The 13,694-nt window shown below is 72.0% G+C and carries 8 protein-coding genes and 1 pseudogene; 3 read left to right on the forward strand and 6 right to left on the reverse strand.

From position 1 onward, the window contains the following. Window positions 1-42 precede the first annotated feature (42 nt). The 3 genes from MRBLMI12_RS10785 to MRBLMI12_RS10795 all read right to left on the reverse strand — a co-directional run bounded on the left by MRBLMI12_RS10785 (window position 43) and on the right by MRBLMI12_RS10795 (window position 3,559). Window positions 43-534, reverse strand: a complete 492-nt coding sequence (locus tag MRBLMI12_RS10785) for a recombinase family protein (protein ID WP_349425895.1) — start codon at window positions 532-534, stop codon at window positions 43-45. A gap of 78 nt (window positions 535-612) precedes the next feature. Then, the gene (locus tag MRBLMI12_RS10790) at window positions 613-2,454 is read right to left on the reverse strand and encodes a cation:proton antiporter (protein WP_363356482.1); all 1,842 of its coding nucleotides are present in this window, start codon (window positions 2,452-2,454) and stop codon (window positions 613-615) included. A gap of 82 nt (window positions 2,455-2,536) precedes the next feature. Further along, a complete protein-coding gene (locus tag MRBLMI12_RS10795) occupies window positions 2,537-3,559 on the reverse strand; it encodes a malate dehydrogenase (protein WP_363356484.1) in 1,023 nt (340 codons plus the stop codon). Window positions 3,560-3,651: 92 nt separating this feature from the next. Between MRBLMI12_RS10795 and ypfJ the strand changes: the two genes are divergently transcribed. From ypfJ to MRBLMI12_RS10810, 3 genes and pseudogenes are all read left to right on the forward strand, one after another. Next, window positions 3,652-4,521, forward strand: a complete 870-nt coding sequence (gene ypfJ, locus MRBLMI12_RS10800) for a KPN_02809 family neutral zinc metallopeptidase (RefSeq protein ID WP_363356486.1) — start codon at window positions 3,652-3,654, stop codon at window positions 4,519-4,521. After that, window positions 4,518-5,483, forward strand: a pseudogene (gene pip, locus MRBLMI12_RS10805) (prolyl aminopeptidase); the annotation flags it as partial. The gene ypfJ and the pseudogene pip, both read left to right, overlap by 4 nt. Window positions 5,484-6,674: 1,191 nt before the next feature. Beyond that, complete coding sequence (locus tag MRBLMI12_RS10810; RefSeq protein ID WP_363356487.1) at window positions 6,675-8,261, forward strand: DEAD/DEAH box helicase; 1,587 nt, start codon at window positions 6,675-6,677, stop codon at window positions 8,259-8,261. A 227-nt stretch (window positions 8,262-8,488) separates the two neighbouring features. Here MRBLMI12_RS10810 and MRBLMI12_RS10815 read toward each other — a convergent pair whose 3' ends face one another. From MRBLMI12_RS10815 to MRBLMI12_RS10825, 3 genes are all read right to left on the reverse strand, one after another. Next, complete coding sequence (locus MRBLMI12_RS10815; protein ID WP_363356488.1) at window positions 8,489-10,192, reverse strand: GMC family oxidoreductase; 1,704 nt, start codon at window positions 10,190-10,192, stop codon at window positions 8,489-8,491. Then, on the reverse strand, window positions 10,189-12,015 hold the full coding sequence (locus MRBLMI12_RS10820; protein WP_363356490.1) for an aldehyde dehydrogenase family protein: 1,827 nt from the start codon (window positions 12,013-12,015) through the stop codon (window positions 10,189-10,191). Before MRBLMI12_RS10820 ends, MRBLMI12_RS10815 begins: the two co-directional genes overlap by 4 nt. Before the next feature lie 93 nt (window positions 12,016-12,108). Then, entirely contained in the window at window positions 12,109-13,650 is a 1,542-nt protein-coding gene (locus MRBLMI12_RS10825) for an MFS transporter (RefSeq protein WP_363356491.1), read from the reverse strand. Window positions 13,651-13,694: the final 44 nt, after the last annotated feature.

Consider the following 13,694-nt stretch of genomic DNA (forward strand, 5'->3'; position numbering starts at 1 on the left):
GCCGGTCGAGCGCCCGGCGGTACCGACCGCCGCCCGGCGAGGTCAGCGTCCGGCGTCGTAGAGGTGGCGTCCGCCGTGGCTGACGACCTTCACGACGACCCCGCGCCGGTGCAGTTCGGCGACGGTGCGGGCCTCTTCGTCGATGTCGCGGCCGAGGGCGTGCACATTCGCGACGACGAGCACATCGCCGCGTCGCAGCGTGCCGTAGAGGCGCACGAGCCTCTCCTCCCACGACTCGAGCGTCTCGGGAGCCGGATGCCGGAACCCTTCGATCGGGACCCCGAAGCGCGTCAGGTCATTGCGCTGCTCGACGACCGAGGGCATATCGTCGCGGGCGATCACGAGTCCGACCAGCCGTGAGCCCGCGGGCCGGGCCTGCCACCAGTCGCGGTTCTGCTGCAGCTCGGTGAAGCACTTCGGGCACTCCGCAGCCGGGTGCGGCAGGTGCAGGGGCGCGGTGTCGGCCCCGGCCGACCCGCTGACGGGAGCCGCGTGCGTATGCGCGGCATCCGGCGTCTTCGTCGTCTCGCTCATGTGAGGCCCCCTCGCTCGGTGCCTATTGTCTCACCAGGCGACGGTCGCGCCGCGCCCACCGGGTCGATCCCATCCCGCTCAGCCCTCGTCGTCGAGTCGCAGCTCGAGGCTCAGCTGGTCGGCATCGAGCTCGGCGAGCGCGTGGCGCAGGGCCGGCGTGCTGTAGCCGCCCCCGGAGGAGAGCTGGTTGAGCCGCGTGCGCATCGCCTCGATCATCGCCAGTCGCAGTTCGAGCAGGTCGCGCGTGGGAAGAGTGTCGGTCTCGTCGGGCGGGTCGACCATGCGGCTGCCGACGACCTGGACGAGGTCGTCGGAGAACTCCGTGCCGTCACGGCGGCGCAGGGCCGGGCTCGACAGCGCGGCCACGGCCGCGTCGCGCAGCTCGTCGTCGAGGGCGGACTGCTCCGCCTTGTCGAGGCTGTCGTCGCCCGATCGTTCGAGCCGCAGCACGCTGACGAGCCAGGGCAGCGTGAAGCCCTGCAGCATGAGGCTGCCCACCGCGACGGCGAAGGCGATGAAGACCAGCAGCGCCCGATCGGCGGTCTCGTCGCGGGGCAGGGTCTGCGCGGCGGCCAGTGTCACGACGCCCCGCATGCCCGCCCAGACGATGATCGCGCCGTGCTTCCAGCCCAGCGGCGACGCCTGGTAGTAGTCGAGGTCGCCGAGCGCTCGCGACACCCGCTCGCGCATCGACGAGAGACGGCGCTGGGCTCGGGGGCTGTCGAGATCGACCTCGTCGCGTCCGTTGCGACGGCGGCGACGGGATGCCGGTGGCCGAGGCGCGTCGTGTCGCGCGGTGGCGGCATCCGCTCGCCCGTCCGACTCTGCGCCGGAACCCGCCGCCCCGCCCGTCGCGATCTCGTCGATCCGGGCCGACATCGCCTCCAGCCGGCTTCGCTGGCGACCCCGGGCGCGCCGGCTCTGCAGCCACACGAGGAGCGACACGTACCCGGCGCGCACCGCGATGATGATCCCGAGCGCACCGGCCGCGATGCCGAGACCGGTGCCGAGGCCGTTGTGGTCCTGCATGTTCTGCGTGACGATGTCGCTCAGCTCGAGTCCCATCACCAGGAAGACGGCGCCCTCGAGCACGAGCTCGATGGTCTGCCAGTTGTGCTCGTCCGAGCGGCGCTGCTCGGGGCTGAACCACCGCGCGGCACCCTGCCCGGTGACGATGCCGGCGACGACGGCGGCCACGAGGCCGGATCCGCCGAGCTCCTCGGTGGGGATGTAGGCGATGAAGGGCACGACGAACCCGACCGCGGTGTTGGCGGCGGAGTTCTTGATGAGGGCCCGCAGCCGCAGGTTGAGGAAGCCGATGACGGCGCCGACCACGACGGCGACGAGCACACCCCATGCGAAGGCCGGCAGGAACCCCACGCCGACGGTGGTGTCGCCGGCGACCGTGGTGGCGACCGCGACCGAGGCGATCATGGTGCGCAGCAGCACGAGCGCCGTGGCGTCGTTGAGCAGGCTCTCGCCCTCGAGCATCGTCACGACGCGCCGCGAGACACCCAGCCGCTTCACGATCGACGTGGCTACGGCATCCGTAGGGCTCAGGATGGCGCCGAGGGCCACCGCGATGGCGGGATGGATGCCGGGGATCACGGCGATGAAGAAGACGCCCAGCACGATGGAGCTCAGGATGACGAGGAGGAACGACAGCCCAGCGATCGGCCCGAAGTCGCGGCGGAACTCGATCGCCGGCAGGGCGACCGCGGCAGAGTAGAGCAGCGGCGGCAGCACGCCGACCAGGATCCAGTCCGGATTGATCTCGGGGATCTCGACGAACGGCAGCAGGCTGACCGCGCCACCGATGAGCAGCAGGATCAGGGGTCCGGCGATGCCGAGCTTCGGGGCGACCGCCGTCGCGAGCGCGATGACGATGATCGCGACGATGACGACGATCAGCACTTCCACGACTCAGAGCCTATTGCCGCGCCTCTGGCCGGTCGTTGAGCGAGCTTGCGAGTCGAAACGCAGAGACGAAGCGCGCCCAGGGTCAGAGCACCCCGAGGTCGCGCACGGCGTCGCGCTCGGCGACCAGCTCGGCCACGGAGGCGTCGATGCGGCCGCGAGCGCGATCGTCGAGGTCGAGCCCCTCGACGATGCGGTAGCCGGATCGGCCGCCGCGCGAGGTCACGGGGAACGAGCACACGAGGCCCTCGGGCACGCCGTACTCGCCGCGCGAGAGCACCGCGGCCGACGTCAGCCCAAGCCCCGACCCCAGCTGCTCATCGCGGACGTGGTCGATCGCCGCGTTCGCCGCCGAAGCCACCGAGGACGAGCCACGCACCGCGATGATCTCGGCGCCGCGCTTGGCGACCCGCGGGATGAAGACGTCGTCGAGCCACGCCGTCGCCTGCTCGTGTCCGCCCAGGCGCTCGGCCAGCGCATCGGACACCGGCATCCCGTCTGCGAGGATCGCGTGCGAGACGTCCGGGAACTGCGTCGCGGAGTGGTTGCCCCACACGACGACGTCGGCGATCTCGTCCGCCGTCACCTGGAGCGCCTCGGCGAGCTGGCCGACGGCGCGGTTGTGGTCGAGGCGTGTGAGGGCGCTGAACCGGTCGGCCGGCACGTCGGGAGCAGCGGATGCCGCGGCGATGAGCGCGTTGGTGTTCGCGGGGTTGCCCACCACGACCACGCGCACGTCCTCGTCGGCCACGGCGCCGATCGCCTTGCCCTGGGGGCCGAAGATGCCGGCGTTCGCCGCCAGGAGGTCGCCGCGCTCCATCCCGGCGGTGCGGGGCCGCGCGCCGACGAGCAGCGCGATGCGGGTGCCGTTGAAGGCGGTCAGCGGATCGTCGGTCACGTCGACGTCGACCAGCAGCGGGAACGCGCAGTCCTGGAGTTCCATCGCCGCGCCCTCGGCGGCCCGCATGCCCTGCGGGATCTCGAGCAGCCGCAGGCGAACCGGACGATCGGCCCCGAGCATGTCGCCCGCCGCGATGCGGAACATCAGCGCGTAGCCGATCTGCCCGCCGCCGCCGGTGATGGTCACGGTCGTGGGTTCGCTCACCATGCCACGAGCCTATGCCCGCGGCATTGTACGCAATCCGCGCGATTCTGTGGCGTTCCTCTGTGCGATCAGGCGATCGGGGTACCGTGACAGGCATGACGTTCAATGAGAACGCCAACGTCGGGGGGAACACGGCGCGGCGTCGAGGCGCGGGCGCGGCGGTGGCGGGCGGTGGCATCGCCGGCATCGGCGCGATCGCCGTTCTGCTGTTCCAGCTGTTCACCGGACAGGATCTGTCGAGCATCCTTCCCGGGACCCCGCAGACCGGCACCGCCGGCGAGTCCGAGATCGAGCAGTGCGAGACCGGTGCCGACGCGAACCGCAACGACGCGTGCCGCCTCGCCGCCGGCAGCGTGGTGCTCGACGAGTACTGGACGACGCAGATGCAGGGGTACCGCCCTCCCCAGCTCGTGATCGTCGACGTGCAGACCCCGACGGCGTGCGGCACGGCATCCAACCAGACCGGCCCGTTCTACTGCCCGTCCGAGGAGACCGTCTACATCGACCCGACGTTCTTCGGTCTCCTGCGCCAGCAGTTCGACGCGTCGGCCGGGGAGCTGGCCCAGCTCTACGTGCTCGCCCACGAGTACGGGCATCACGTGCAGCACCTGGCCGGGATCATGGAGGAGTACCCGGACAACGGCACGGGCCCCGACAGCAACGGCGTGCGCAGAGAGCTGCAGGCGGACTGCTTCGCCGGCGCCTGGGTCGGCGGCATGACCGAGCAGGTCGACGACAACGGGGTGCCGTATCTGCAGGAGCCGACCCCACAGCAGATCACCGATGCGCTCAACGCGGCCGGCACCGTCGGCGACGACCACATCCAGCAGGAATCCGGGGGCGTCGTGAACCCCGAGTCCTGGACGCACGGCTCCAGCGAGCAGCGTCAGCGCTGGTTCGAGACCGGGTACCAGGGCGGCGTGTCCGCCTGCGACACCTTCAGCGTGCCGGGGGGCAGCCTGTGAACGAACAGCTCGACGACATCCTCTATCCGCCCCTCGAGCCCTACGACACCGGCATGCTCATCGCCGGCGAGGGCAATCGCATCGCCTACGAGCAGAGCGGCAACCCCGACGGCAAGCCGGTGGTGTTCCTCCACGGCGGTCCAGGCGCCGGCACGTCGCCCTGGCACCGCCGATTCTTCGACCCCGACCGGTACCGCATCATCCTGCTGGACCAGCGCGGCTGCGGGCGCTCCACCCCGCACGCGAGCGACCCGGACGCCGACCTCCGCCACAACACCACCTGGCACCTCGTCGCCGACATCGAGCTGCTGCGCAAGAACCTGGGGATCGAGCGGTGGCAGGTGTTCGGCGGATCGTGGGGGAGCGCCCTGGCGCTCGCCTACGCCGAGGCGCACCCGCAGGCGGTGACCGAGATCGTGCTGCGCGGCGTCTTCACGCTGCGCCGCCACGAGCTGGAGTGGTTCTACGAGGGCGGTGCGGCATCCGTCGTCCCCGACCTCTGGGAGGACTTCATCGCTCCGATACCGATCCTCGAGCGCTCGCAGCTCATGCAGGCGTATCACCGGCGCCTCGCCGACCCCGACCCCGCCGTGCACGTGCCGGCGGCCGTCGCCTGGTCGCGATGGGAGGCGGCGAACCTCACGCTGCTGCCCGATCCGGAACTGGTCGAGGCGATGTCCGAGCCGCGCGCCGCCGTGGCCTTCGCCCGCATCGAGAACCACTACTTCCTGCACGGCGGCTGGTTCGCGCCGGATCAGCTGATCGCCGGCGTCGACCGCATCCGGCACATCCCGGCCGCCATCGTGCAGGGCCGCTACGACGTGTGCACGCCCGCGATGACCGCGTGGGATCTGCACCGTGCGTGGCCCGAGGCCCACTTCACGATGATTCCGGATGCCGCGCACGCGGCGTCCGAGCCGGGCATCGCCGCCGCGCTCCGCGCCGCAACCGACCGCTTCGCCGCCGTGAGCGCCGGGAGCGACGCCGCTGCCGATGACGAGTCCGGCCCGGGCGAGGGTGTCGAGGACGCCGTCGTGGACGAGGACGCCAGCCGGGGCGAGGGTGTCGAGGACGCCGTCGTAGACGAGGACGCCGGCCCGAGCGAGAGCACGGAGGACGACGTCGCGCCGGGAGGGGAGCCGGACGAGGCATCCGCGTCGGACGCGGAGGCGCGTGAGGACGAGGCTCCGGCTGCGCCGGAGCGCGAGCCCGACGGCGGGGAAGCTTCGCCGCCGGAGCCCCCGTCGGGAGCGTCGGAGCCCGAGGCGGACGGGGCGGGAGAGTCCGCGCCCGAGGCGGACGGCGCGGAGGAGTCCCAGGCGGACGGGGCGGTGCCCCAGGCCGACGGGCCCGGAGCCGACGTCAGCGGTCCGCGCAGGGCGTACGGCTCGCCGCGCCGCGCCCGTCATCCCTGAGCGCGGGTGCCGTTGTCTTCAGAGTCCGGTCGTCGAGCGAGGGAGCGCCAGCGACCGAGACGAAACGCGTTGAGCTGCTCGTCGGCGCCGGGTGCGGGGCGTGTCGTCTCGCTCGTCCCTCGCTCGCTCGACGACCGGGGGAGCGGGCGGCGTTTCGTCTCGCTCGTCCCTCGCTCGCTCAACGACCGGGGGAGCGGGCGGCGTTTCGTCTCGCTTGTTCCTCGCTCGCTCAACGACCGGGAGAACGGGCGGCGTTTCGTCTCGCTCGTTCCTCGCTCGCTCGACGACCGGGTTCGGTGAACGCGCCAAGTCCCGGTCGTTGAGCGAGGGAGCGCCAGCGACCGAGACGAAACGCGTTGAGCTGCTCGTCTGCGCCGGGTGCGGGGCGTTTCGTCTCGCTCGTTCCTCGCTCGCTCAACGACCGGGAGAGCGGGCGGCGTTTCGTCTCGCTCGTCCCTCGCTCGCTCAACGACCGGGAGAGGGGGCGGCGTTTCGTCTCGCTCGTCCCTCGCTCGCTCACAGACACGGGGGAGGCTGCGGAGAACGCTCAGGCGTGGCCTGCTAAGGTGGATCATCTTGCAGCGCTTCCCTGCGCTTCTTGCGTCGTAGAACGCTTCCCCTCCCGCCGCCGCCCGGCTCAGCCGCGCGATGCCGGTGATGACTTTCGTACGGCGACCCGTGGGCGAAATCCGCCCCGGCCACCGACAGGGCATCTGTGTGCCCGGAGAAATCCCCTTCATGACTGAAACCACTTTCGGCGCGCTCGGCGTGCCGCAGCCCCTCGTCGACGCGCTCGCCGCGGACGGCAAGACCACCGCGTTCCCGATCCAGGTCGACACGCTCCCCGACACGCTCGCGGGCCGCGACGTGCTCGGCCGCGGCAAGACCGGCTCGGGCAAGACCCTCGCCTTCTCGATCCCGATGGCCGCCCGCCTCGGCGGCAAGCTCGCCGGCGGCAACCGCCGTAAGGGCCGTCCGCTCGGCCTCGTGCTCGCCCCTACCCGCGAGCTCGCCACGCAGATCGATGCGGTGCTCGCGCCGCTCGCCAAGGCCTACGGCCTCACCACCACCACCATCTTCGGCGGCGTGAACCAGAACCGTCAGGTGCAGGCGCTGAACGCCGGCGTCGACATCGTCGTGGCGTGCCCCGGCCGTCTCGAAGACCTCATGAAGCAGGGCTACGTGCACCTCGACGCCGTCGAGATCACCGTCATCGACGAGGCCGACCACATGGCCGACCTCGGCTTCCTGCCGGGCGTCACGCGCATCCTGAACGCGACGCCGGCCGGCGGCCAGCGCCTGCTGTTCAGCGCGACCCTCGACAACGGGGTCGACAAGCTCGTGAACCGCTTCCTGCAGAACGAGGTGCTGCACTCCGTCGACGAGGCGCACTCGCCGGTCGCCGCGATGACGCACCACGTCTTCACGCTCGCCGACGCCGACGCCAAGAAGGACGTCGTCAAGGCGCTCGCATCGGGCACCGGCCGGCGCATCCTGTTCATGCGCACGAAGCACCAGGCCAAGAAGCTCGCCAAGCAGCTCACCGGCCAGGGCATCCCGGCCGTCGACCTGCACGGCAACCTGTCGCAGGCAGCGCGCGACCGCAACCTCGCGGCGTTCTCGTCGGGCTCCGTCCGGGTGCTGGTGGCGACGGATGTCGCGGCCCGCGGTGTGCACGTCGACGATGTCGAGCTCGTCATCCACGTCGACCCGCCGACCGAGCACAAGGCGTACCTGCACCGTTCGGGTCGCACGGCCCGCGCGGGTGCGGAAGGCGCCGTCGTCACGCTGGTGCTGCCCGAGCAGAAGCGCGACGTCTCGCAGCTGCTGCGCAAGGCCGCGATCTCGGTCGAGCCGGTCGCCGTGACGGATGCCTCGCCCGCGGTGACCGCGCTCGTCGGTCAGGTCGCCGCGTACGTCAAGCCGGTTCCGGTGGCCGACACGCCGCGCGGCACCAGCCAGGGTGCGAACGCGCAGCGCAAGCGCGCCGCGCGCGACGGTCGCCAGGGCGCCGAGGGTTCGGGTCGCTCCGGCTCGGGTGCCGGCGGAGGCCGCCGCCGTGGCTCCGGCCAGGGCGGCACCGGCCAGGCCGCGCAGGGTGCGACGCGTCAGCAGGCCTCCGGCGGTCAGCGTCGCGACGCCGCAGGCGCCTACGACAAGGCCTCGCATCAGCGCAGCGACCAGAGCGCCGGCCACACCCGGTCGGCCCAGCCGGCAGGGAACCCCCGCACGCAGGGTCGTCGCGCGTCGTCGACCGGCACCGGCAAGCTGATGGTCGGCTCCGTCGTCCGCCCGAACGGAACGAACCGCCGCGGCGGTCGCTGAGACACTCCCTCGAACCCCTTCTGCTCTCCGAGCAGGAGGGGTTCGTCGTTTCGGGAAACCGTCAGTCGGTCGAGGACCGCGGGTCGGCGATGAGCGCGACGGAGATCGCGGTGCCGGTGCGGTGACCCTCCGCACCTTCTGCTCGGCTGTCACGATTCGTGTGCTGGGAGGACCGTTTGTGACAGCGGAGCAGTGAAGGGGGATGTTAGGGGCTGGGGTGCCCCTGGTCAGACGCGGCGGCCGAGGATGAGGTCGGCGGCGACCTCGCCGATCACTATCGCGGGCGCATTCGTGTGGCCGCGGATCACGGTGGGCATCACCGAGGCGTCGGCCACCCGGAGGCCCGTGACCCCGCGGACGCGGAGCTCGGGGTCGACGACGGAGGCGGCATCCGTTCCCATCCGGGCCGTGCCGACGGGGTGGTAGAGCGTGTGCGAGTACCGGCGTAGCGACACCTCAGCCCGCTCCACGGGCGTCATGCGGTCGCCGCCCTCGGGCTGCACCCACCTCAGCGACTCTGCGCCGTCACCTGTCGTGATCGCGCGCAGCGCCTCGGTGTCGATGAGACGCTCGCACGCGGCGAGCCCGGCGAGCATGGTCGCCGCGTCGACGCCCTCGGGGTCGGACAGATACGCGGGGTCGATGAGCGGCGGCGCCGTCGGATCCGCCGACGCGAGCCGGATCGTGCCGCGACTGCGCGGGCGCAGCAGGATCGCGCCGACGGTGAGCCCGTGCGCGGGAGTCGGGATCAGCCCCTCGCCGACGTAGGGCACCGGGGCGAAGATGATCTCGATGTCGGGGAGCCCCTCGGGTGCTCCTGCGCGGTCGGCGACCTCGGTGCGCACGAACCCGTAGGCCTCGGCGACGTTGGAGGTCAGCATCCCCTTCCGCGTCGCCAGGTATCTCACGAGCTCGGCCGGCTTGTCGGCGTCGTACAGGGTGCCGCCGCTCGGCGCGGCGGGCGCGAGTCCGGCGACGAGATGGTCCTGCAGATTGCCGCCCACGCCGGGGGCGTCGACGAGGACGTCGATGCCGTGCTCGGCGAGGTGCGCGGCCGGGCCGACGCCGCTGAGCATGAGCAGCTGCGGCGTGTTGACGGCTCCTCCCGAGAGGATGACCTCGCGCCGCGCGCGCACGTGGCGGGTGATCCCGTCGATGTCGACGTACACGCCGGTCGTACGAGTCCGGCGCGCGCCGGACTCGTCGCCGGCGGGGGCCCCGAAGGTCACGCGCCGGACGTGCGCGCCGGTCACGACCCGGAGGTTCGAGCGCCGCTTCGCGGGGCGCAGGTACACGTCGGCGGTCGAGGAGCGCGCACTGCGGCTCTCGCTCACCATCGTCTGCGAGAACCCCTGCCCGGTCGGCAGGTTGGGCGCGGTGACGGGATGCCCCACCTCTTGCGCCGCTGCCAGGAACGCCGCCGTGTGGGCCCGCGGATCCCGCTGATGCTCGACGGGCTGGGGTCCGTGGGTGCCCTGGGAGCCGTCGGCGGGGTCGGCGGTGCGCTCGACGCGCTGGAAGTAGGGGACGAGGGCGTCCCACGACCACGTCGGCCCGGCGGCATCCGCCCACTCGTCGTAGTCGGCGGCGAAGCCTCGCACCCACATCATGGCGTTGAGCGACGACGACCCGCCCAGCGTCTTGCCGCGCGGCCAGTACACCGTGCGACCCTCGAGCTGGGGCTGGGGAACGGTGTCGTAGTTCCAGTCGTACGGTCCGCGGAAGAGCTTCGAGAACGCGGCCGGCACGTGCAGCTCGATCGCCCGGTCGGGTCCGCCGGCCTCGAGAAGCAGCACCGAGACGGCCGGATCCTCGCTGAGCCGCGCTGCCACGGCGGCGCCCGACGACCCCGCGCCGACGACGACGTAGTCGGCCTCCAGCCCGTCGGCGCCGAAGCCGGCGCTGCGGTCGGCCGGTCGCCTCCGCCTCACGCCTGCATCGCCCTGGTCAGCGTCTTGACCAGACCGGGCACCTTGCCGTCGACGAGGTAGCGCGTGAGCCCCGCGCTCACCTCGGCGCCGGTGCGCGAGCTGAGGAACCAGGGCGGCGTCGGCAGGATGGTGGCCTTCGCCCGTCCGCGGCGCCGGAGCGTGTCGCCCACAGACCGCGGGAAAGGGCGGAACGGCCCGCGCGCCACCGACCGCTCGACGCGGTCGAGCAGCAGCGCGTTGTGCACGACGCCGATGCCGCTCGACACGTCGGCGAGCGTCGCGCCGGGAAAGCCGCCCCAGGTCAGGCGGGCGATGAGGAAGTTGAACGCCGTCCAGGTGTTGATCGCGATGTCGCCGTAGCGGAGGTCGGCGATCGCGCGCTCGAACCCCGCGCCCAGCGCCTCTTCGGTGGTGGGGTCGATGAGCACGTTCGCGCCGAGCGTGCCGGTCAGCTTGTCGTTCGCGTGCGCCACCGCCGCGTCCAGGAACTCCTGGCCGGTGCCGCCGACCTCGACCACACCCAGGATGGGAGCGAAGTACTCGACGGTCTCGACCGGGTCGCCGTCTTCGTCGCCGCGCACCTCCACGATCGCGCGCGTGCGATCGGCGGCCCAGACGGCATTCGGATAGGCGGTTGCCGCGGCCTCGAGCCGCTCGTCGCTGCGGGGGTACCAGACCGGCCGTTCGGGGGCGGCCGCGTACGCCGTGTGCAGTTCGCGCAGGAACTCGGCGCGCTGCGGCCAGTCGGAGCTCACGATGACGACCTGCCCCGCGATGCAGTTGTGCCCGGAGTTCACGAGCCGCATCGTCGCAACATGCTGGGCCTGGTACTTCAGGTCTGCGGCCGACCAGCGCCCCGGCACCACGATGATCGGCGAGACGCCGCCCAGCTCGGCCGTGATCGGCACCGTGAGCTTCGGCTCCCGCTCGGTCGCTGCGTCCTCGCCCCCGGTCGCCGAGCCCGTCGAAGCACCCCACACGATGGCGTCGAACGTGACGGCCGAGCCGGTGATGTGCACGTGGGCGATGCGCGGGTGCGAGGTGAGGTACGCGCCGGTCGCGGCGCCGCCGCGCACGATGCGCACGAAGCCGGGCTCGATGAGCGGCGCCAGTGCGCGCTCGAACACCGGCACCATCGCGTCCTGCGTCGGATTGACCTTGAGGAGCGCGACGCGGTTGTGCGCGAAGAGCTCGTACAGCACGTCGGCGACCGGGATCGAGGTGACGTTGCCGGCGCCGAGCACCAGCCCGACGCCGCCCGACTCGGTGGGCGTCAGCTGGGCGAGCCCGGCCTCGCGACGGGCCTGGTCGGCGGTGACGCCGGGCTCGAACCAGACCTCGCCCGTGAAGCCCGAGAGCAGAAGCTTCTCGGTGCCGTTCAGCGGGAACGTGTGCGCGCGCAGGCGACCGCCCGGTGCCTCGTCGATCGTCACACCGTCGAGCGGGCTGCGGCCGTTCGCGAGAGCCTCGAGGGTCTCACGGAGCGCATCGAGCAGTCCGATGACGGCATAGGGTCCGCCGAGCCATTCCTCGCCGGAGAGCGGATGCCCGGGCTCGAGGCCCTTCGACATCGTCGCCGCGTCGGCCCACTCCTGGGCGGCCACGCCCACGGCATCGCGCACCCGGCCGAGCAGCCGCGCCCGCTGGTCGAGCGTCAGCGCGACCCACACCCGCGCTCCCTCGTCGAGCCGGGTGATCGCCTCGTCGAGCGCCGCCCGCTCGTCGTCGGGAAGCCCGGGATCGGACGCTCCGGCGCGAGACGAGGGACGCGTAGCCGTGGTCTTCCGAGGCTTCGCAGGAGTGGTCGAGGACGTGGGGGACATGGGTTCTCCTTCGAACTCGCGCCGCGGAACTCGCGCGCGGTGAGTCCGTCAGGGGGATCCTACGTCACGGCGTGAGCACCGAGGCACGCAGTGTCACGACGACTGCGACCCGGTCTCGCGGTCTTCGATGTCGGCGCGGCGGAGCGGGTACCGCGCGAGCGTGAGAAGGCTCAGCCCGATGAGCACGGCGGGGGCGAGGCTGAAGCTGACGACGATGCCGGTGATGGCGGCATCCGGCTGCTCCACGACCTGACCGCCGGTCGACGAGACGTAGCCGGTCATGGCGAGGATGAGCGCCAGGGTCGTTGCGCCGAGCGCGAAGCCGACGGTCTCGCCGGCCGTCCAGACGCCGCTGAACGACCCGGCTCGCCCGGCGCCCCCCGCCACGGCGTCGGGAACGGTGCGCTCGTCGTGCGAGATCACGTCGGGCAGCATCGCCATGGGCAGCGACTGCATGCCCGCGTACGCGACGCCCGCGATGCCGACCGGCACGTAGATCCAGTCGCCGGGAGCCCACAGCATGCCGAGGATCGACAGTGCGGCGACCGCGAAGACGATGCTCGCGATCGTGAAGGTGCGCTCCTTGCCGAGGCGCCGCGCGACGACTCCCCAGGCCGGCGCTGCCAGCAGTGCCGGGGCGATGAGCGCGACGAACAGCAGCTCGACGGCCGCCTGCGAGTGCAGCACCCACGTCGCGACGTACTGGGCGCCGGCCAGCATGAGCCCGGTCGCGAGGGCCTGCAGCACGAATGTCGACAGCAGCATGCGGAACGGCCGGCTGCGTCGGAGAGCACGGATGCCGGACGCGTAGTGCTCGCGGATCCCCGTGGTCGCAGCGCTCCCGCGTCCCTCTACCCGTGAGACGTCATCCGACCGCCGAGACCTCGGGTGAACACCGCCGTCTCGGCCGGCAGATGACGTCTCACCGGATGTGCCGGCGGTGACCGCGGTGACGGCGGTGACGGCGGTGACGGCGGTGCGTCGCGCGACGCCGGTGGCCACCAGCATCCCGATCCCGATGACGAGACCGCAGACGACCCCCATCACGAGGTACTGGATGAACGGGTCGTCCGAGACGCGACGCAGCGCCGGGCCGCCCGCGCCGAACAGCAGGATCGCGAACGTCAGCACCACGACGCGCCAGGTGAGCAGGCGCGTGCGCTCGTCGTAGCTCGGCGTCAGCTCGGCGGGGAGCGCGATGTACGGCACCTGGAACAGGCTGAACGCCGTCGCCGTGAAGGTGAAGGCGAGCAGCACCCAGATGCCCGCGACCACGGGTCCGAGCGACGGCGGCACCGCGAAGGTCAGCGCGAACAGCAGCGGCAGCGCGATGGCACCGATCAGCATCAGCCGTCGCCGGCTGCCGTGACGCGCGAGATCGCGGTCGGTGAGGGCGCCGATGACGGGGTCGATGATCACGTCCCAGACCTTCGCGACAGTGATGACCGCGCCGGCGGCGAGTGCGGCGACCCCGAGGGAGTCGGTCAGGTAGTACGTCAGCACCAGGCCGGGCAGGGTCGAGAAGCCGCCGGTGCCGAGCGATCCGGTCGCGTAGCGCGCGATGGTGCCGCGCGTCAGGCGCACAGGGGAGACGGATGCCACGGCTTCGGGTGCCCGTGGAGCGTCACTGCTCATCGCGCCAGTGTAGGTCAGGGGCTGGGACTCGAAGCCCACCCTGT

The organism is Microbacterium sp. LMI12-1-1.1 (genome assembly GCF_040676455.1).
In the GTDB taxonomy this organism is placed as follows: domain Bacteria; phylum Actinomycetota; class Actinomycetes; order Actinomycetales; family Microbacteriaceae; genus Microbacterium.